General features: G+C 68.5%; 20 protein-coding genes. 10 read left to right on the top strand and 10 right to left on the bottom strand.

Annotation, left to right across the window (positions count from 1 at the left end):
* Window positions 1-85: 85 nt before the first annotated feature.
* Together MOX01_RS12925 and MOX01_RS12930 are read right to left on the bottom strand one after the other, a co-directional pair.
* Window positions 86-1,063: an FUSC family protein gene (locus MOX01_RS12925; RefSeq protein ID WP_141370040.1), complete on the bottom strand. Its 978-nt coding sequence runs from the start codon at window positions 1,061-1,063 to the stop codon at window positions 86-88.
* An 11-nt stretch (window positions 1,064-1,074) separates the two neighbouring features.
* Window positions 1,075-2,715, bottom strand: a complete 1,641-nt coding sequence (locus tag MOX01_RS12930) for a SulP family inorganic anion transporter (RefSeq protein ID WP_141370042.1) — start codon at window positions 2,713-2,715, stop codon at window positions 1,075-1,077.
* Between the two features lie 176 nt (window positions 2,716-2,891).
* Here MOX01_RS12930 and MOX01_RS12935 point away from each other — a divergent pair, with 176 nt between their 5' ends.
* From MOX01_RS12935 to MOX01_RS12950, 4 genes are all read left to right on the top strand, one after another.
* Window positions 2,892-3,278 (top strand): SHOCT domain-containing protein, encoded by a 387-nt coding sequence (locus tag MOX01_RS12935; RefSeq protein WP_058631330.1) that lies wholly within the window; start codon window positions 2,892-2,894, stop codon window positions 3,276-3,278.
* A gap of 96 nt (window positions 3,279-3,374) precedes the next feature.
* On the top strand, window positions 3,375-3,833 hold the full coding sequence (locus tag MOX01_RS12940) for a MarR family winged helix-turn-helix transcriptional regulator (protein ID WP_227750928.1): 459 nt from the start codon (window positions 3,375-3,377) through the stop codon (window positions 3,831-3,833).
* A gap of 29 nt (window positions 3,834-3,862) precedes the next feature.
* A complete protein-coding gene (locus MOX01_RS12945; RefSeq protein ID WP_141370044.1) occupies window positions 3,863-4,840 on the top strand; it encodes a zinc-binding dehydrogenase in 978 nt (325 codons plus the stop codon).
* Between the two features lie 55 nt (window positions 4,841-4,895).
* The gene (locus tag MOX01_RS12950; RefSeq protein WP_046749442.1) at window positions 4,896-5,297 is read left to right on the top strand and encodes a RidA family protein; all 402 of its coding nucleotides are present in this window, start codon (window positions 4,896-4,898) and stop codon (window positions 5,295-5,297) included.
* 35 nt (window positions 5,298-5,332) lie between these two features.
* Here the strand turns inward: MOX01_RS12950 and MOX01_RS12955 are convergent, their stop codons facing one another.
* The 5 genes from MOX01_RS12955 to MOX01_RS12975 form a co-directional block, all read right to left on the bottom strand.
* On the bottom strand, window positions 5,333-6,406 hold the full coding sequence (locus tag MOX01_RS12955) for a DNA polymerase IV (protein ID WP_061015249.1): 1,074 nt from the start codon (window positions 6,404-6,406) through the stop codon (window positions 5,333-5,335).
* Between the two features lie 45 nt (window positions 6,407-6,451).
* Window positions 6,452-6,844: a DUF1304 domain-containing protein gene (locus MOX01_RS12960; protein WP_061015248.1), complete on the bottom strand. Its 393-nt coding sequence runs from the start codon at window positions 6,842-6,844 to the stop codon at window positions 6,452-6,454.
* A gap of 67 nt (window positions 6,845-6,911) precedes the next feature.
* Window positions 6,912-7,784 (bottom strand): CPBP family intramembrane glutamic endopeptidase, encoded by an 873-nt coding sequence (locus tag MOX01_RS12965; protein WP_141370046.1) that lies wholly within the window; start codon window positions 7,782-7,784, stop codon window positions 6,912-6,914.
* Window positions 7,781-8,506 (bottom strand): tRNA (guanosine(46)-N7)-methyltransferase TrmB, encoded by a 726-nt coding sequence (gene trmB / locus MOX01_RS12970; RefSeq protein WP_046749446.1) that lies wholly within the window; start codon window positions 8,504-8,506, stop codon window positions 7,781-7,783. The genes MOX01_RS12965 and trmB overlap by 4 nt, the downstream gene beginning before the upstream one ends.
* Before the next feature lie 53 nt (window positions 8,507-8,559).
* Window positions 8,560-9,399 (bottom strand): DUF3097 domain-containing protein, encoded by an 840-nt coding sequence (locus tag MOX01_RS12975; RefSeq protein WP_141370048.1) that lies wholly within the window; start codon window positions 9,397-9,399, stop codon window positions 8,560-8,562.
* 122 nt (window positions 9,400-9,521) lie between these two features.
* On the opposite strand from MOX01_RS12975, the gene MOX01_RS12980 reads away from it, so the two are divergent.
* The 4 genes from MOX01_RS12980 (at window position 9,522) to MOX01_RS12995 (ending at window position 13,668) form a co-directional block, all read left to right on the top strand.
* Window positions 9,522-11,558, top strand: a complete 2,037-nt coding sequence (locus tag MOX01_RS12980; protein WP_058631338.1) for a TPM domain-containing protein — start codon at window positions 9,522-9,524, stop codon at window positions 11,556-11,558.
* A gap of 58 nt (window positions 11,559-11,616) precedes the next feature.
* Window positions 11,617-12,360, top strand: a complete 744-nt coding sequence (locus MOX01_RS12985; protein WP_046749449.1) for a PspA/IM30 family protein — start codon at window positions 11,617-11,619, stop codon at window positions 12,358-12,360.
* Window positions 12,361-12,424: 64 nt separating this feature from the next.
* Window positions 12,425-13,228 (top strand): arginase family protein, encoded by an 804-nt coding sequence (locus tag MOX01_RS12990; RefSeq protein ID WP_141370050.1) that lies wholly within the window; start codon window positions 12,425-12,427, stop codon window positions 13,226-13,228.
* Window positions 13,225-13,668 (top strand): hypothetical protein, encoded by a 444-nt coding sequence (locus tag MOX01_RS12995; protein WP_058631339.1) that lies wholly within the window; start codon window positions 13,225-13,227, stop codon window positions 13,666-13,668. Before MOX01_RS12990 ends, MOX01_RS12995 begins: the two co-directional genes overlap by 4 nt.
* Before the next feature lie 72 nt (window positions 13,669-13,740).
* On the opposite strand, the gene MOX01_RS13000 is transcribed toward MOX01_RS12995, so the two are convergent.
* The 3 genes from MOX01_RS13000 to MOX01_RS13010 are packed head-to-tail and all read right to left on the bottom strand — an operon-like array spanning window position 13,741 to window position 15,472.
* Window positions 13,741-14,211, bottom strand: coding sequence for an SIP domain-containing protein (locus tag MOX01_RS13000; RefSeq protein WP_046749452.1), 471 nt, complete (start codon window positions 14,209-14,211; stop codon window positions 13,741-13,743).
* Between the two features lie 59 nt (window positions 14,212-14,270).
* Window positions 14,271-14,999: a tyrosine-protein phosphatase gene (locus MOX01_RS13005; protein ID WP_082682561.1), complete on the bottom strand. Its 729-nt coding sequence runs from the start codon at window positions 14,997-14,999 to the stop codon at window positions 14,271-14,273.
* Window positions 14,996-15,472, bottom strand: a complete 477-nt coding sequence (locus MOX01_RS13010; RefSeq protein ID WP_141370052.1) for a carboxymuconolactone decarboxylase family protein — start codon at window positions 15,470-15,472, stop codon at window positions 14,996-14,998. The genes MOX01_RS13005 and MOX01_RS13010 overlap by 4 nt, the downstream gene beginning before the upstream one ends.
* Window positions 15,473-15,644: 172 nt before the next feature.
* Between MOX01_RS13010 and MOX01_RS13015 the strand changes: the two genes are divergently transcribed.
* Both MOX01_RS13015 and MOX01_RS13020 read left to right on the top strand, forming a co-directional pair.
* Window positions 15,645-16,571 carry an alpha/beta fold hydrolase gene (locus tag MOX01_RS13015; RefSeq protein ID WP_061017274.1) on the top strand — a complete coding sequence of 309 codons (927 nt, stop codon included), beginning with the start codon at window positions 15,645-15,647 and terminating at the stop codon, window positions 16,569-16,571.
* Window positions 16,572-16,663: 92 nt separating this feature from the next.
* A complete protein-coding gene (locus MOX01_RS13020; protein ID WP_046749456.1) occupies window positions 16,664-18,184 on the top strand; it encodes an ABC transporter substrate-binding protein in 1,521 nt (506 codons plus the stop codon).
* Window positions 18,185-18,198: the final 14 nt, after the last annotated feature.

An 18,198-nucleotide genomic window follows, 5' to 3' on the forward strand; every position in this document is an offset into this window, starting at 1 on the left:
GTGAAATGTTAGATACTACGTCCTCCCCTTCTCGAGGTATCCCACCATGGGAGCGCGCACATCAAGCAACTTTCGTCCAGAACCCTCATCGGGCGACCGAGCTTCTCAGCCGGACGAAGCCGACCACCGAGGGCAGCACGGCCCCGAACAGCAGAGCGAGCCCCACCCCGAGAAGCGTCTCCACCGCGCGTTCCGCGAATCGAGCCCCCGGAGGCTCCGGCGAGGTGGACATGATGAGGGTCAGGGCGAGGAACGTGGTGAAGCCAGGGACGACGTACCACCGGCTCTCCTGGATGGCGCATGTCGCTCCGATGACAGCCCCGACCACGAGCCCGGTGACGAGACCTCCCGGAGCCAGGACAGCCAGGCCCGCGGCCGCGAACGCTCCGATGAGCACCGATGCCGCGCGCCCGATGCTGCGCGAGATCAGCTGCCCCCTGACTGGACGCATGACGAGGAGCGCCGCGCCCGTCGCCCACCCCACGTGCTCGAGATCGAGAACGAAGCCGATGGTGGCGGCGAGCGCCGCAGCCATGCCGAGGAGGATCCCGTAGACCAGGAGGGCTCGCCCCCGAGGTACAGGACTGGCGGCACGCGCCCGCTCTTCACGCTCGGGCCAGAGCAGGGAAACCATCCAGGCATACACCGAGCCGGCGCCGATGCAGGCGGCGAATCCCCCTGTGACCGAGGACCAGGAGAAGCTCAGCCCGATCCCGGTCATCGGCAGCACCAGAACGAGGATCAACTGCCCGAGCCGACCTCGTGGGGCGTTGAGACTCGCGACGATCGCGAGCCCGAGCACGGCGAGCACGGCGACCACAGGCCACTCCGCCAGCAGCGCCCCGAGAAGCAGGCCGAGGGCGCTGAGCGTGCCGACGACGGGGATGATGGCGCGGGCTCTCCTGCGTGGGGGGAGACCGAAGGCGGCCGCGGGTATCACGCCGATCCCGAGCGCGACACCGAGCGTCGGATGGAAGGGGGCGACGAGCATCGCCGGCGCGGCGAACAGCAGGCCGAGGCCGAACCGCGACCATCGCCAGCTCAGTCCGGCGTCATCACTCATCCATCGCTCCCTCAGCTCCGTCTACCGGCTTCCCGATCCGCGGCCGCGACGCCGTCACTCACCGATGCGTGCACGCGACCGTGCGATTCCAGTCCGAGGAACCAGGGTGTGCGGCGAGCGACAGCGGCTGCCCGCTCGGGAAGCGCTGCGATGTGCAGCACGATGCCGAGCTGAGCGAGCTCTCCGTCGAGGTTCTCCAGAGCGTCGATGACGGTGATCGTCATCACCTCCTGCTGCTTCAGACCCAGCACGAGCGCGCGGACCGGCTGCTCCTCCGCCTCGACCAGGGCGAGGATCTGCTTCTCGTTGGCCATCGCGTTCGCCGTGTAGAGGCCCCGTTCGAGACGGAGCCCCAGAGCGTCGCCGATGCGAGCGTCGACCGTCACCTTCGGCACATTGAGCTCGCGGAGCACCAGGATCAAGGTCACGACCACACCGACCGCCACGGCCGGGAGAAGGCCGGCGGTGAGCCCGAGGATCGCGACCGCGAGCGCGATCCAGAAATCCACCGGACTGATCCGCGCCCACCGCACGAGCTCGGGGATGTTGATGAGCCCGGCGACGGCCACGAACACCATCGCGGCCAGCGTCGCCTGGGGGAGCAGGCTGAGAACGGGTCCCAGGAAGAGCGCGACCAGCACGGCGAGCACCACGGTGACCAGGGTCGCCGCCTGGGAGCGCGCCCCCGCACTCTGATTGACCGCGCTCTGCGAGAAGCCTCCCGCGGCTGGCATCGTGCCGAAGAATGCGCCGACCGTGTTCGCCGCGCCGGTCGCGAACAGCTCCTGGTCGCTGTCGATCTGAGGTTCGCTCGCCGCCCGCAGGCTGCGGGCGACGGCCGCGGACTCCAAGAACGCCATCACGGCGATAGCGAGGGCGCCGGGCACGAGGACGACCGCCTGCGAGAAGTCGGGCACGCCCGGAACGGGGAGCCCGCTCGGCACCGCGGCGATGAGGTCGACGCCGTAGCGATCCAGACCAGCGAGGGCGACCAGGAGGATCCCGGCGACCACCACGACGAGTGCGCCCGGTACACGCGGGGCGAACCGCTTGAGCACGACGATCACGAGGATCGAGCCGGCAGACAGCGCGACCGTCGGCCAGTTCACGCTGTCGAAGGCCTGTGCCACTGCGCCGAGCGACTTGAGGAATCCATGACCGGAGAAGTTGTAGCTCTCGCCCAGCAGCTTCGGCAGCTGTCCGACGGCGACCGTCGCGCCGACACCGATCTTCAAGCCGAGAACAGTGGCTCCGCTGATGTTCTCCACGAGCGAGCCGAGGCGACAGAGTCTGGCGATCAACAGGATCACTCCCACGAGCAGCGTGAGCATCATCAGGGAGCCGATCGCGTCGTCCGATCCCGCGGCGACTCCCGCGGAAACCAGGGTCGTCGCGGTGAGGGTCGCGATCGTCGAGGTCGTCGACACGCTCATGGCGCGGCTTCCACCGAGGAACGCGTAGACCAGCATCGGCAGAATGCACGTGTAGAGCCCGACCTGCACCGGAAGATTGGCGATCGTCGCGTAGGCCATCCCCTGCGGGATCACGACGGCACCAGCGGACAGACCCGCGACGACGTCACGGACCACCCACTCCCGGCGGTACCCCTCGACCGTGCTGAACAGCCATGGCGGTCTTCTCGTCGCGGTCATCCGCTTCTCCGTCCTCCGGTCGTCTGAAGCGTACTGCGGGGGCATGCGGGGATCGAGTGAACGCACGATCGGCTCACCCTGGTGAACTCCACCGGGAATCGGTGCGCGTGCTGGCGCGTGCCGAGTATCGTCCGACGGGGCCGCCACCGGGCGGGCCGGTTCAAGAAGGAGTACACATGGGTTTTTGGGGATCGTTCTGGGACATCATCTGGTGGTTCCTGCTGGCGTTCGTCTTCATCTCGTACCTGTTCGCGCTGTTCGCGATCGTCGGAGATCTCTTCCGCGACCGGCAGCTCAACGGCTGGTGGAAGGCAGTGTGGATCGTCTTCCTGATCTTCGTCCCGTTCCTCACGGTGCTGGTGTATCTGATCGCTCGGGGCTCCGGCATGGCCGAGCGGAGCGATGCGGAGGCCGCGAACGTTCGCAGCGCCGCTGACGCCTACATCCAGCAGGTCGCCGGCACGAGCCCGAGCGACGAGATCGCCAAGGCGAGGGCACTCCTCGATTCCGGCACCATCACGGCCGGGGAGTACGAAGCCATCAAGGCCAAGGCGCTCAGCTGAACCCAGGAGGGCGCGCCCGGTCGGATCGGTCGCGCCCTCCTCGCGCCCATTCGAGTTGTGCACAATTGAATGACGTGCAATGCTATCTTGGTGCCGATGACCGATGAGATGCTCTGCTTCTCCCTGTACTCCGCCGCGCGTGCCACCACGCAGGCATACCGGACGCTGCTCGCCCCCTGGGGTCTGACGTATCCGCAGTATCTGGTGCTCGCCGCACTCTGGCTCGACGGCGAGCAGACGATCGGGTCGCTGGGGGCGGTGATGCGCCTGGACTCCGGCACGCTCTCCCCCCTCGTCCGGCGACTCGAGCAGGCCGGACTCGTGACCAGGACACGCGGCCGCGACGACGAGCGTGTGGTGACGGTGACCCTCACCGACAAGGGCCAGGACCTGCGGGCCGAGGTGGCCCCCATCCACACCACCATCGCGTCGATCTCCGGGCTCCAGGACGAGGAGCATCGCCGTCAGCTCATCGCCGAACTGCACGACATCACCGACCGCCTTCAGAAGACCACGAAAGATCTCGCCGACGCCCACCAGAGCGACCGGCCCTGATCGACACCCCGAGAGAGAACGGAATCGCCATGCGCGCACTCATCCACCCCACCTTCGGCACTCCGGAGGAAGTCCTCCGAGTCGAAGATCGACCTCTTCCGGAGCCCGGCGAAGGCCAGGTCCGTCTGCGGATCGTGCTCTCCCCCATCCACAACCACGACCTGTGGACCGTTCGCGGCACATACGGCTTCAAGCCGGAGCTCCCCGCCGCGTCGGGGACCGAGGCCCTCGGCGTCGTCGACGCGCTCGGTGCCGGAGTCGAGCACCTCGAGGTGGGCCAGCGCGTGGCCACCGGCGGAACCTTCGGCGCCTGGGCCGAGTACATCGTGACGAATGCCGCCGGACTGATCCCGATCCCGGACGGCCTTCCTGACGAGACGGCGGCTCAGCTGGTCTCGATGCCCTTCAGCGCGATCACGCTGCTGGACTTCCTCGATGTGCAGGCCGGCGGCTGGATCGTGCAGAACGCCGCGAACGGAGCTGTCGGACGCATGCTCGCTCAGCTCGGCTCAGCGCGTGGAGTGAACGTACTCGGGCTGGTGCGTCGGACAGCGGGGGTCGACGAGCTCCGCGCACAGGGCATCGACAGGATCGTCGCGACCGATCAGCCCGATTGGAAGGAGCAGGTCGAGGCGATCACCGGAGGTGCACCGATCACCGCCGGCGTCGATTCCGTCGGCGGTGCATCCGCCGGCCAGGTTCTCTCGCTGCTCGCGGAAGGCGGCACGTTGGTCGCGTTCGGAGCGATGGACTGCCCCACCATGGAGATCGCCTCCTCCGACGTGATCTTCAAGCAGGCCACAGTGAAGGGCTTCTGGGGCAGCAAGGTGATCCCGAGCCTCGATCAGGCCACCCGCAGCGCACTGTTCGGCGAGCTGTTCCAGCGCCTCGCCGACGGCAGCCTGACGTTGCCCGTGGCCGGCATCTTCGACGCCGCCGACATCAGCGCGGCCGTGCGTGCGAGCGACACCCCGGGTCGCGTCGGCAAGGTGCTGCTGCGCTTCTGAGCTGCACGCCGACGAGGGGCTTCCGGATGTCGGCGCCCCGGTGCAGAGTGTGGCCATGGAGATCACACTCGGACAGCCCGATGGGCTCGTCGTCAGTCCTGCATTCAGCCATGTGGCCGTCGTCCCGCCAGGGGCGACGACGGTGTACGTCGGCGGCCAGAACGGTGTCGACGTCACCGGAGCCGTCGTCTCGAGCGATGCCGGCGAGCAGTCCGCTCGCGCCGTCGAGAACGCCAGGATCGCCCTCGAGTCCGTGGGTGCAGGGCTCGAAGACGTGATCAGCTGGACGGTGCTGATCCATCAGGACGCGGACCTGCGCGCGGCGTACGGTGCGGTCGCCTCACGGCTGGCGCGGGACGGAGCCCCGCCCCTCGTCACCGCGGCGCTCGTGGCGGGCCTCGGAGTCCCGGGTGCCCTGATCGAGGTGAGCGCGGTCGCGGCCGTGCTCCGCCCCTGAGCGGACGACGCTTCCCTCGATGTCCCGGTGCGGGGTCAGATCCTTCCCCGCACCGGTGTGCGCTCGACGCCGTCGTCCTCGGGCGCCGTCATCTCCGCGCGGACTCCGAGCAGTCGCACCTCTCGCTCCGGATCGAGCGCGCCGGCGAGCGCCGCGGCAACCGCGACGAACTCCGCGCGGTCCGTGGTCGGCGCGGAGAGCTTGCGGCCGAAGGTCTTGGTCTCGAACGGGGCATATCGCACCTTGAGGTGCACGCGGACGACCGGCCGCCCCTCCACCGCGCAGTCGTCGAACGCGTGGGCGGCGAGATCGCGGATCGCCGCATCGACCTGCTCCGGCGTCGTGAGGTTCTCCTGGTACGTCGTCTCCCGGCTGTGGCTTCGCGCAACCCACGGCGTGTCGTCGACGCTGCTCGGGCCGATCCCTGAACCCAGCCCGTGGTACCAGACGCCCATCCGCGGTCCGAACTCGGTCACGAGGGTCTGCTCGTCCGCCTCGGCGAGATCTCGCACCGTCGCGATGCCGTGGACCGCGAGACGCTTCTGCACCTTCGGCCCGACACCCCAGAGGTCGCGCGTCGGCTTGTCGCCCATCACTTCGAACCAGTTGTCCGCGGTGAGGCGGAACACACCGCGGGGCTTGCCGAACTCGGTGGCGATCTTCGCCCTGACCCTGTTGTCCCCGATCCCCACCGAGCAGTGCAGCTGTGTCGCCTCGAACACCGCTTCCTGCGCGGACGAGGCCACGCCTTCGGGAGAGTCCGTCTGCACCCCGAGGAAGCACTCGTCCCATCCCACCACTTCGAGCACCACGTCCGGCAGCGCACGGAGAGCAGCCATGACCTCGTCGGATGCCCGAGCGTAGGCGTCCCGATCGACCGGGAGGAACACGGCATCGTCCGGCGCCTTCCGCGCCGCGATCTTCAACGGCATGCCCGAGCCGATCCCGAACGCACGGGCTTCGTAGGAAGCGGTCGACACCACCGCCCGCTCGGTCGGATCGCCGCGTCCGCCCACGATCACCGGGCGACCGGCCAGCTCCGGTCTGCGCAGCACCTCCACCGCGGCGATGAACTGATCCATGTCCACGTGCAGCACCCAATCGGCCATGCAACGAGTGTGACCGGTGCCGACGTGGATGTCACCCCTCGATCGTCACCGGATCGCGAGGCCGATCGCGGTGACCACGACAGCGAGCAACGGCAGGGTTCCCTGCATCGCTGCAGCACGCACCTTGGTCCGATCGGAGAGCACGAGCACGAGCGCGGCGGCGAGCATCATCCCGGTTCCGGCGAAGACGAGGGTGAGCCCCGCCGTCTCGGCTCCGACGATCACGAGGCCGATGCCGAGCAGGGCCGTCAGTGCGAGGAAGAGGTTGTAGAAGCCCTGGTTGAAGGCCAGCTGCTTCATCGTGACCGCGTCCGCCTCGCTGGGGACGCCGAAGATCTTCCTCGTCTCCGGCTCGGTCCACCGCAGCGACTCGAGCGCGAAGATGAAGACGTGGAAGGCCGCAGCTGCGGCGGCGAGGACGAGACCGACGATGAGCATGGGCTGATTCTTCCGTTCCCGGGGGCCGGGAGCAAGCCGACAGCACCGGCGCGCACGAACCTCCTCGTCACAGGAGGAAGATCGGAAGAAGTCCCGGGTTGTGTGCGTGTACCAGCACGGCGAACACCACAGCATCGAAGAGCAGGTGCACCGTCACGACATAGGCCAGCGAGTGCGTCCGCACGAAGATGTACCCCTGCAGCAGGGCGAACGGGATCGTCAACAGGGGTCCCCACTCTCGGTAGCCCAGCTCCCACAGGAAGGAGACGAAAACGATGGCCTGCAGGACGTTGGCGAGCAGGTCGGGAAAGTGTCGGCGCAGCAGGGCGAACACGGTGCAGATGAAGAACAGCTCGTCCCAGATGCCCACGGCGCCGACCCCGACGAAGAGACGGGCGATGAGGTCAGGAGTGTCCACGACCGGCCAGTTCTGGTACACCCCGCTGGTTATGAAGTAGAAGGGCAGGATCAGCCACCCCAGCAGGAGCACCGCCACGAGCCACCCCCATTGCAGCCGTCCCCAGCGCTTGTGCGTGCGCCAGGGGAAGCCGATGGCACGGTCTCGATAGACGAACCTCGAGACCAGGTAGGGCACCGCCACCGCGCCGCCCAGGGCGAGCGTGAACCGCAGCATCGCGAGGTTGTCGAGTTCCGCTGCCAGCGGGATGATGCTCACGATCAGCATGCCGATCGCGATCAGCGAGAGATCGCGGGTGAGCGAAGGACGGCGTGGGCTCCCGGCTGGATCCGCGCCCCGCTCACCGCCGCGACGTTCGACGACACGGCGTTCGAGGAGACCGGCGACTGCGATGCCGGCGGCGAGGAGCGTCCAGCCCAGCCACGGGATCTCCAGCACGAAGAATGCCGGAGCAGCGGCGCACACGAGCAGCGCGGGAAGGAGCCCCGTCCTCGACGCCGTGTCGCGCCGCGTGTCGGTCACGCGCGGGTCCTGCGCCGGTACACGAGATCGCGGATATCCCGTCCCTTCGCGATGCCCTTGCGCTCGAACGCGGTCATGACGCGACCGTCGAAGCGTTCGGCCCACTCCCCCTCGAATGCGCGCTCGAACAGCGGATCCGCGTCGAGCACATCGCGCATCTGCAGGGCGTAGTCCTCCCAGTCGGTCGCGAGCCTCAGCAGGCCGCCGTCACGGAGCGCTCGCGCTGCGGCGTCGCCGAATCCCGGTCTCACCAGGCGTCGCTTGGTGTGCTTCTTCTTGTGCCAGGGGTCAGGGAAGAAGATCCACACCTCGCGTGCTGCCGCCTCAGGGAGGAACGATGAGAGGACCTCCGGCGCATTCGCCTCGACGACGCGCAGGTTGCGTGCGCCCTCCCTGTCGGCGTCGAGCATGGTCCTGGCGAGGCCGGCGCGGAACACCTCGACGGCGAGGAAGTCGTCCTCGGGGCGCGACGAGGCCGCGGCCACGATCGCGTGGCCTTGGCCCGATCCGACCTCCACGTAGAGGTCAGCGGTGCGCCCGTACTCGGTCGCAGGATCGAGGCGCGCCTCGGGGTGCACGGAGGTCCAGGCGACGTCACGCGGAACGTCGAGTAGATAGTGCGGGCCGAGCTCGGCGAAGGCGCGCTCCTGCGCGTCGGACATCCGGCCGCTGCGGCGCACGAACGACACCGGCTCGTCTCGGAAGGTACGGGGTTCGGGCATGTTTCCAGGGTAGCCGTCGACGTCCGTCGCTCCGGCGTCCCCGATTCCCGGGCTCAGGCCGTCGGCGCGGTGACGAAGTCGATGAGCTCCTCCACACGGCCCAGCAGCGCCGGTTCCAGGTCCCGGTAGGTCGTGACCTTGGAGAGGATGTGCTGCCACGCGCGCGCGATGTCGGCCTGCGTCTCGTGCGGCCAGCCGAAGGCACGGCAGATGCCGACCTTCCACTCGATGCCGCGCGGGATCTCCGGCCACTTCGCGATGCCGAGGGCCCGAGGCGTCACACACTGCCAGACATCGACGAACGGGTGGCCGACGATGCGCAGATGGCGTCCGTGCGGGCCCCGGGCGACCTCGTCGGCGATGCGCGATTCCTTCGAGCCAGGGACGAGGTGGTCGACGAGCACGCCGTACCGCCGAGTCGCGCTGGGTGGCTCTGCGGCCAGCAGGTCGTCGAGCAGGTCGACGCCCTGGAGGAACTCGACGACGACGCCCTCGACCCGCAGGTCGGCACCCCACACCTTCTCGACGAGTTCGGCATCGTGCTTGCCCTCGACGAGGATTCGGCTGGGCAGAGCGACGCGGGCGCGCTGATCGGCCACCACGAACGATCCGGATGCCGTGCGCCGCCGCCCTTGATCGGCAGCACCGGGCACGATCAGCCTCACGGGTGCGCCGTCGATGAGGAACCCTCCGCCGAGGGGGAACAACCGCCGACGGCCCACGCGGTCCTCCAACTCGACGTTGCCGCCCTGGACACGTGTGACCGCACCGCAGAAGCCGTCGTCGGCGACCTCGACCACGAGATCCGGCTCGGCCGCGACCCGGGGCACCTTCTTCGCGCCGCGCTCGCGCCAGCCCGCCGCGAGCACGTCGGAACCGTAGATGTCGTCCATGCCTTCCAGCGTATGTGCCTCCGCTGAGGGCGAACGGCGAACCCGTGTCGAGTGCTGTCGCGTGTCGGGCCCAGTGCATAGACTCGTGGCATGGGGCTCGGCTGCCGGTCGGAGGGAACACGATGACGAAACGGTGGCTCACGCTGGCCGCACTCGCTCTCGCCGTTGTCGCCGGTGCGTTCAGCACCTCCGCAGCATCCGCGACCGATCCCGTCACGCTCGATGCCGGATACGTCACCGACCAGGCCGGAGTGCTCAGTGCCGACGAAGAGGCGACGGTGGAGGCCCGGCTCCAGGAGCTGACGGACAATTCGAGCGCCGATCTGTTCGTCGTGCTCGTCGACGACTTCACGAACCCATCCGACAACGTGCAGTGGGCCGACACGGTCGCGCAGAACAACAACCTCGGCACCGAACAGTACCTCCTGGCGATCGCGGTCGACGGGCGCAGCTACTACATCTCCGCTGCCCCCGACGGCCCGGTGAGCTTCGGCCAGCTCGACAGCATCGAGGACAAGATGGTCCCCTTCGCCGCGGACGGCGATTGGGTCGGCGCCATCACTCTCGCCGCCGACGAGATCCAGGGCGACGGGGGCGCCGGCGCGCTCCGCATCGGGCTGATCGTCGTCGCCGTCGTCGTCGTCGCGCTGCTCGTGTGGCTCGTCGTGGCACTGGTGCGCGGAGCCCGCCGGCGGGCGGAGATCCGCGAGCGAGGCGCCATGCCGGAGACACCGGACCCCGCCGACCCCTTCTCCACTCTCACCGACCAGCAGGTCGAGACGCAGGCAGGACTCGCGCTCGTGCAGGCGGACGATGCCATCACCTCGAGCAAGGAGGAGCTCGGCTTCGCCGTCGCGCAGTTCGGCGATGCAGCCACCGAGGAGTTCACTCGGGTCGTCGATGCGGCGAAGGCGAAGATCTCCGAGGCCTTCGATCTGAAGCAGAAACTCGACGACGAGATCGAGGATTCGATCCACGACCGCCGCGCGTGGCACATACGCATCATCCGGATCGCCGACGAGATCGACGACATCCTGGACGACAACACTGCGGCGTTCGACGAGCTCCGAAAGCTCGAGCAGAACGCCCCGCAGGAGCTCGAGCGCGTCCGCGGTGAGCGCGCGGCGCTCGACGCCGCCCTCGCCTCTGCGGAGCCTGCCCTCGACGCGCTGTCCGCCACCTATGCCCCTGCGGCTCTCGCCACGGTCGCGGACAACCCCGTGCAGGCACGCGAACGGGCCGACCTCGCGGATCGGTCGATCGAGGCGGCGGCGCAGGCCATCGCAGCCGGACGTTCAGGCGAGGCCGCGTTCGCGATCCGCACCGCCGAGCAGTCCGTCGCGCAGGCCGCCCAGCTCGTCCAGGCGGTGACGACGCTGGGAGCGGAGCTGTCGACGCTCGAAGCTCAATCTCGTGCCCTCATCGCCGAACTGCAGAGCGACCTCGCAGCCGGGCAGCAGCTGCCCGACCCCTCGGGTGCCATCGCCGCTGCGGCTTCCGCCACGGCCCAGCAGCTCGGGGCGGCGCAGACCGATCTGAGCGGTACCGCCCGCGATCCACAGCGAGTGCTCGAGGCTCTCACCGCCGCGAACACGCAGATCGACGCCGCGATCGCACAGGGCAGGGAGAGCGTCGAACGTGCCCGCCGGGTGCAGCAGCTACTCGAGCAGACTCTCACGCAGGCGAACTCCGAGATCCGCGCGGCTCGGGACTTCATCGAGACCCGTCGAGGGACGGTGGGCTCCACCGCGCGCACCCGCCTCGCGAACGCGGAGGCGAGCCTGTCGCAGGCGCTGAATCTGCGGGCAACCGACCCGGATGCCGCGCTCGCGGAGGCGAACCGTGCGCTCGCTCTGGCGACGCAGGCCACGTCGGCCGCGCGGTCGGACGTGCAGGCGTACACCCCTTCCGGCTACGACCAGGGCGGCTTCGGCGGCCCGTTCGGCGGGTCCGGATCCTCGTCGGGCGGCTCAGGACTCGGCGGCGACATCCTCGGAGGCATCATCGGTGGGCTGCTCGCCGGCGGTGGCGGCGGCTCTTCCCGTCGAGGAAGCAGCAGCGGATGGCGCTCCTCCGGCGGCGGCTTCCGGAGCTCCGGTTTCGGAGGCGGCTCCCGCAGCAGCGGCCGCAGCGGCCGATCAGGAGGTAGACGCTTCTGATCCCCCACACAGACATGTACGACAAGCTCTCGAAGACGCCCTCTGAAAGGAACCACGCATGACCAAGCAGTCCATCTTCGGACGTATCTCGACCCTCGTCCGCGCGAACATCAACTCCTTGCTGGACTCTGCGGAAGACCCGCAGAAGATGATCGACCAGCTCGTTCGCGACTACACGAACAGCATCGCCGACGCCGAGTCCGCGATCGCCGAGACCATCGGCAACCTGCGCCTGCTCGAGCGCGACCACGAGGAAGACGTCCAGGCATCGACCGAGTGGGGCAACAAGGCTCTCGCCGCCAGCCGCAAGGCCGACGAGATGCGCGCGAGCGGCAACACGGCCGACGCGGACAAGTTCGACAACCTCGCCAAGATCGCTCTGCAGCGTCAGATCAGCGCCGAGCGCGAGGCCACCGGCGCCGAGCCGCAGATCGCGGCGCAGACCGAGATCGTGGACAAGCTCAAGAGCGGCTTGAACGGCATGAAGGACAAGCTGGTCGAGCTCAAGAACAAGCGCAGCGAACTCCTCGCCCGTGCCAAGGTCGCCGAGGCGCAGACCCGCGTCCAGGACGCCGTGGGCTCGATCAACGTGCTCGACCCCACCAGCGAGCTGGGACGGTTCGAAGACAAGGTCCGCCGCCAGGAGGCCATCGCTCAGGGCAAGATCGAGCTCGCAGCGTCGAGCCTCGACGCCCAGTTCGAGAGCCTCGAGGATCTCGGCGAGCTGACCGAGGTCGAGGCACGTCTGGCCGAGCTCAAGGCCGGCGGCGGCGCTCCCCGCCAGGCCATCGAAGGCAACTGACATCACCGGGCGGATGCCTCGGCCGCGGGCCGAGGCATCCGTCCCCCCTTCTTCGGAGGCACTCATGGTGCGATTCCTCGTCATCCCGCAGTGGCAGGGCTCGCCCGCAGCGCGCGCGATGCTCCTCACGGACGGCGCTGCAGCGATCGCCGGAGATCTCCCCCGCGCGGCGACGACCGTTCTCGACGTTCCTGTCGAAGCCGGTGAATCCCTCGGCACAGGTGTACGCCGTCTGAGCGCTCTGCTGCGCACTCGTGAACTCGTGCACGGGCACGTCGACTCCGACACCGTCGTGATCGGGGGCGATTGCAGCATCACCGTCGCCGCGCTCGACGCATTGCCGGGCGGAACCGACGACCTCGCCGTGGTGTGGTGCGACGCGCATGCCGACATGCACACGCCGGACACGTCCCCTTCCGGTGCCTTCTCGGGCATGGCACTGCGGGCTGTGCTCGGCGAGGGCGAGGAGCAGCTCGTGCTCTCGCCCGCGATCCCCGCCGATCGCGTGATCACCGTGGGCATGCGGAACCTCGATGACGCGGAGGTCGAGCAGCTCGCGTCTCTGACGAATCTCTCCGTCGACGACCTCGCAGATCCCGAGGCGCTGCTCGGCGCGGTCCGCGCGACCGGGGCGTCACGGGTCTGGGTGCACATCGACGTCGACGTGCTCGATCCGTCCGACTTCGCCGGTGTCTCGTCGTCGGTGCCGTTCGGGCTGTCCCCCGCCGCGCTGAGCACCGCCATCCGCGCACTGCGCTCGGAAGTGCCGCTCGCGGGCGCGACCATCGCAGGTTTCGCGCCGAGGTCACCGGCCGATGCCGTCGAAGATCTCGGCGCACTGCTGCGACTGGTCGGAGCGGTGGCATGACGACGGCTCCTGACTGGCGACCCGCGGCGAGTGCCGCCCTGGCCCGGGGCCGACGTCTCGACCGCCGCATCCCCTCCTTCCTGTTGCGCTCCCCGATCAGCCGCCTGGGCTACCTGTGGGGCACCGCCGTCGGCTGGCTGTGGGGCTCGCTGTGGAGCACAGGACCCGTCGAACGGCGGGCGGGTCTGTGGATCTTCCAGGGCATGCCGGCATGGACGTTCAATCGCGGCGGAGTGTGCGTCGGCGGCTGCTTCCTGACCGGAGACGTGCGACCGAGCGAGGCCGTGCTCCGTCATGAGGCTGTGCACAAGGCGCAGTGGCTCCGCTACGGGTTCCTGATGCCGATCCTGTACTTCCTCGCGGGGCGTGACCCCCTGCGCAACCGCTTCGAGATCGAGGCAGGGCTCGAAGACGGCAACTACGTTCGACGGACGCGCTGACCATACGACGGTCTCTGCACGGACGTCTCAGGCCGCGAGTGGCCGATTCGAATCAGGCGCGCGGACGCGGAGTCAGCGGTCGGCGGGCAGCAGGCCGAAACGCTCGGGGGTACGGATCAGCGTCGGCGAGACCTCGAGATGACTCGTCAGGTGCTCGACGATGTCGGCCGTGCCGAGGTAACCGCCGAGCAGCGTGACGTGGGTCTCGATCTCGTCGTCGCACATCATCTCGTCCGCCCAGGCGCAGGTCGCACGGGTGAGCGCCTGACCGGCTGCGCACGCACGGCTGCTTCCGGGAGCCCCGGAACGCTGCTCACGAGCGAGCCACGTGACCGTCATGCGACCGGGAGCCTCGATGACGCCGATGTCGGCGACCGTCGGCACCTCGATGAAGATGCGCCCGGAGGCGCACAGTGGCAGCGTCGTCAGGAACACCTCGAGCTCCGTGAGGGAGTTCTCATCAGCCGTCACCAGGTGATGGGCGCGCCGACGCGCTGCGCGACGTTCGGCGCGCGTGCCGCGGGTCTCGAGCGAGGTGTTCATGGTGTCTTCATCGTACACCAAGTGAAGGCTTGCCTAACCTGGTAGCCGCTGCGCGATGATCATGCACGCTCCGGCCGCTGCTCGCGCTCGACGAGTGCGACGGCCAGGGCGTCGAGCTCATCGTCGGTCATCCCCTGCGCGCGCAGATACCCGGCAGCCGAGCCCCATCGTTCGTCGACCTGCGCGAGCAGACGGCGCATCACGGGCGCCGGCGACTGCGTGGCTAGCGCCACCGCGTGCACAGCCTCCGGGTGCTGCGTGCGCAGGTAGTCGGCGATCCACCGGGTGCGCTGAGCCGGCAGCTGAGACTCGGTGAGCGCGTAGTCGGCTATGACGGCCTCCCGATCCGCACCGACCGCGGAGAGCGCGAGGGCGACGGTCACGCCCGTCCGGTCCTTACCCACAGTGCAGTGCACCAGCGTGCGCCCGCTCGCCGCGATGATGCGGATAGCCGCGACGAGCCGCTCCCCGCTCTCTTCGAGGAGGTGGAGATAGAGGTCGTCGAGACTGGTGTCCGCCTCGAAGAAGGAACGGACGGATCCGAGGAACAGCGGGAGGTGGGTGGTGTCCGGCCCGTCGATCTCCGTCGGCTCGGCTGCGACCTCTTCGCCGTCTCGCAGGTCGACGATGTGCGAGACGCTCTCCCGCAATGCGGCGGCGCCCGCGGTGGTCGCTCCGGAGAGCTGTCCGGAGCGCAGGAGGACGCCGGAGCGGATCCGACCGCCCTCCGCCGGCATGCCTCCCACGTCGCGGACGTTGGAGACCCCTTCGACGACGAGGATCGTCATCCCGCCGCCTGCGGTCCTCGCGGGGGCACCGGGTAGCGGCCGGCGATCACGATCCTGTTGAAGGCGTTGATCGAGACGCATGCCCAGCTGAGCGCCGCGTACTCCTTCTCGGTGAAGACGCTTCCGACCTGGTCGTACACCTCGTCGGAGATCCCGTCCTCCGAGATGAACGTGAAGGCCTCGGCGAGTTCGAGAGCGGCGCGCTCCCGCTCGCTGAAGACACCGCTCTCACGCCACGTGGGGATCCGGGTCAGTGTGTCGGCGTCGACGCCCGCAGCGACCGCCCTGTCGACGTGGATCCGCGCACAGTAGGCGCAGCCGTTGAGCTGCGAGCAATGGATCATGACGAGTTCTTTGAGACGGTCGTCGATGCCGTTGGCCGCGCAGATCTGGCCCACCGTCTTCGAGAACGCGTCAAGCGCCTGGTACGCGGCCGGCTCGGTCTTGGACAGGTGCACACGCGTCTCGCTCATGACTCCATGATATTCGGCGGACGAGCGGGAAGCTCTGCCGCAGACGAACCGGAGCTTGGATCAATGTGCCCATCAAACCCGGTCCTCATGCGACATAATGCGACACGTTACGAAATATTCTCTTGTCATACTGGTCCGGCATTTCCGACGCCGCTTCCCGAGGGCGCAGAATGTGGAGGTGGCGATCGACAACAGCGAGTTCAGCTATCTTCCCGCACAGGCCGAAGCGCTCGGCGTACCGGTTCCGCCGGTCACGCGCCTCACCCTCCCACTCGCCGACGGCCGCATCCTGAGCGCCCTGCGTTTCGGTAGCGAAGCACCGCGTGTGACGCTGCTCCACGGCGCCGGCCTGAACGCACACACCTGGGACACCACCGCCCTCGCCCTGCAGCAGCCGCTGCTCGCGATCGATCTCGCCGGACACGGCGACTCCTCCTGGCGGGACGATGTCGACTACACGCCGCGCACACTCGCTCGTGACGTGGCCGCAGCGCTCGACGCCTGGGTGGAAGGGCCGCAGGTCGTGGTCGGGCAGTCCCTCGGCGGACTCACCGGCGCTGCTCTGGCAGCAGCGCGACCGGATCTGGTGTCCGAGCTCATCGTGGTCGACATCACTCCCGGCATCGATGTGAGTGCCGGCCCGGCGGCGCTGCGCGAGTTCTACGCGGGCCCGACCGACTTCGCGACACGCGACGAGCTCGTCGACAAGGCGATCTCACTGGGGTTCGGGGGCTCCCGACCCGAGACAGAGCGCGGTGTCTTCCTGAACACGCGAGTGCGCGAGGACGGGCGGGTGGAGTGGAAGCACCACTTCGCACACCTCGCCGCCCAGGCCCTCGCCGCTCACGACCCCGGGTCCCCGACCGCACCGTCGGTGCTGCACGAGACGGGCTGGGATGATCTGACCGCGGTCACCGTACCGGTCACCCTGGTGCGTGCCGCACGCGGATTCGTGAGTGAAGCCGACGCCGTCGAACTCCAGCGACGCGTCCCCGCGGCTGAGGTGGTCGTGCTCGACGCCACCCACAACGTGCAGGAGACCGCGCCGGTCGCCCTCGCCGGTCTGATCGACGCCGCCGTGCCCGCCCTCGGAATATGACGTTCCGTTCCACACCCGACCCTGACCCCTTCTCACATCTCTAGGCTCGATTCCACGGCACACAGCAGTTGCCGCACCGAGAGGAAACACCCATGTTCCGACGTACCCGACGTCTCGCGCTGATATCCGCCCTCGCGGCCACCGCCGTCATCCTCAGCGCCTGCTCCGGCACCACCGAGCCGGAGACCAGCAGCTCACCCGGCGCCCCCGACCCGAGCGCCACTCTCCACGTCGGCCTCGTCCTCGAGCCCACCAACCTCGACATCCGCCACACCAGCGGCGCGGCACTCGAGCAGATCCTGATCGACAACATCTACGAGGGCCTCGTCACGCGCACGCAGGACAACGAGATCGAGGGGCGTCTCGCCTCCGACTACGAGGTCTCCTCGGACGGGCTCACATACACCTTCACCCTCAACGACGGCGTGGTCTTCCACGACGGCACGCCGCTGACGTCGGCGGACGTCGTCTCCTCGTACGAGACCGTGCGCACGGACGCCACCGTGCAGGGCAACGCGGACTTCGCGTCGGTCACAGCGATCACGGCGCCGGACCCGACCACGGTTCAGATCACCCTGTCGGCTCCGAACCAGAACTTCCTCTTCGCGCTCACCGGCCCGGCCGGTCTCGTGTTCAAGACCGGCGACACCACCGATCTGAAGACCGCGGAGAACGGCACAGGTCCCTTCACGCTGACGCGTTGGAACAAGGGAAGCACCATCACCTTCGCGCGCAACGACGCCTACTGGGGGGATCCTGCCGGCGTCGCCCAGGTCGAGTTCCAGTACATCCCCGACTTCACCGCCGGCGTCAACGCCGCACTGGCCGGCGACGTCGACGTGCTCACGGCCGTCGACCCGAACCTCGCGCCTCAGCTCGAAGACTCCGGGGACTTCACCCTCACCACGGGACGCACCACCGACAAGGCCACTCTCGCGTTCAACAACAAGAAGGCGCCGCTCGACGACGTGCGGGTGCGCGAAGCCCTGCGCCTCGCCATCGACCATGAGGCTCTCATCGACGCGGTCGGCGCCGGCACGGCACTGTACGGGCCCATCCCCGAACTCGACCCGGGCTACGAGGACCTGTCCGACGTGATCTCCTACGACCCGGAGAAGGCGAAGAAGCTCCTCGCTGAGGCCGGTCAGGAGGACCTCGAGCTGACCCTCACGATCCCTTCGTTCTACGGCACGACCGTGCCCAAGGTGCTGATCTCGGACTTCAAGAAGGTCGGCGTGACGCTCGAGGTGAACTCGGTCGAGTTCCCCACCTGGCTGGAGGACGTGTACACGAACCACGACTACGACCTCAGCTTCGTGCTGCACGTCGAGCCGCGCGACTTCGGCAACTTCGCCAACCCCGACTACTACTTCGGCTACGACAACGCCGAGGTGCAGGATCTGTACACGAAGGCTCTGGCCGAGGTCGACCCCGACAAGTCCGCCGACCTGCTGGCACAGGCAGCGCGCATCGTCTCGGAAGACCACGCCGCCGATTGGCTCTACAACGGAGAGACCATCACCGCCGTGAGCCCCATCGTGTCCGGCTTCCCCGAAGACTCGATCAACTCCCGCATCAACCTCACGGGCGTCACCGTCTCCGCTGAGAAGTAGCAAGCGATCACCGC

This window comes from Microbacterium oxydans (genome assembly GCF_006540085.1).
Lineage (GTDB): Bacteria > Actinomycetota > Actinomycetes > Actinomycetales > Microbacteriaceae > Microbacterium > Microbacterium oxydans.

What these genes read in the sequence shown, in the direction of transcription:
- MOX01_RS12985 (WP_046749449.1), top strand. Translation starts at nt 11,617, where the DNA reads ATGACCAAGCAGTCCATCTTCGGACGTATCTCGACCCTCGTCCGCGCG.
- MOX01_RS12990 (WP_141370050.1), top strand. Translation starts at nt 12,425, where the DNA reads ATGGTGCGATTCCTCGTCATCCCGCAGTGGCAGGGCTCGCCCGCAGCG.
- MOX01_RS13010 (WP_141370052.1), bottom strand. Translation starts at nt 15,472, where the DNA reads ATGAGCGAGACGCGTGTGCACCTGTCCAAGACCGAGCCGGCCGCGTAC.
- MOX01_RS13020 (WP_046749456.1), top strand. Translation starts at nt 16,664, where the DNA reads ATGTTCCGACGTACCCGACGTCTCGCGCTGATATCCGCCCTCGCGGCC.
- MOX01_RS12995 (WP_058631339.1), top strand. Translation starts at nt 13,225, where the DNA reads ATGACGACGGCTCCTGACTGGCGACCCGCGGCGAGTGCCGCCCTGGCC.
- MOX01_RS13005 (WP_082682561.1), bottom strand. Translation starts at nt 14,999, where the DNA reads ATGACGATCCTCGTCGTCGAAGGGGTCTCCAACGTCCGCGACGTGGGA.
- MOX01_RS12925 (WP_141370040.1), bottom strand. Translation starts at nt 1,063, where the DNA reads ATGAGTGATGACGCCGGACTGAGCTGGCGATGGTCGCGGTTCGGCCTC.
- MOX01_RS12980 (WP_058631338.1), top strand. Translation starts at nt 9,522, where the DNA reads ATGACGAAACGGTGGCTCACGCTGGCCGCACTCGCTCTCGCCGTTGTC.
- MOX01_RS12950 (WP_046749442.1), top strand. Translation starts at nt 4,896, where the DNA reads ATGGAGATCACACTCGGACAGCCCGATGGGCTCGTCGTCAGTCCTGCA.
- MOX01_RS12940 (WP_227750928.1), top strand. Translation starts at nt 3,375, where the DNA reads ATGACCGATGAGATGCTCTGCTTCTCCCTGTACTCCGCCGCGCGTGCC.
- MOX01_RS12960 (WP_061015248.1), bottom strand. Translation starts at nt 6,844, where the DNA reads ATGCTCATCGTCGGTCTCGTCCTCGCCGCCGCAGCTGCGGCCTTCCAC.
- MOX01_RS12935 (WP_058631330.1), top strand. Translation starts at nt 2,892, where the DNA reads ATGGGTTTTTGGGGATCGTTCTGGGACATCATCTGGTGGTTCCTGCTG.
- MOX01_RS12930 (WP_141370042.1), bottom strand. Translation starts at nt 2,715, where the DNA reads ATGACCGCGACGAGAAGACCGCCATGGCTGTTCAGCACGGTCGAGGGG.
- MOX01_RS12955 (WP_061015249.1), bottom strand. Translation starts at nt 6,406, where the DNA reads ATGGCCGATTGGGTGCTGCACGTGGACATGGATCAGTTCATCGCCGCG.
- trmB (WP_046749446.1), bottom strand. Translation starts at nt 8,506, where the DNA reads ATGCCCGAACCCCGTACCTTCCGAGACGAGCCGGTGTCGTTCGTGCGC.
- MOX01_RS13000 (WP_046749452.1), bottom strand. Translation starts at nt 14,211, where the DNA reads ATGAACACCTCGCTCGAGACCCGCGGCACGCGCGCCGAACGTCGCGCA.
- MOX01_RS12975 (WP_141370048.1), bottom strand. Translation starts at nt 9,399, where the DNA reads ATGGACGACATCTACGGTTCCGACGTGCTCGCGGCGGGCTGGCGCGAG.
- MOX01_RS12945 (WP_141370044.1), top strand. Translation starts at nt 3,863, where the DNA reads ATGCGCGCACTCATCCACCCCACCTTCGGCACTCCGGAGGAAGTCCTC.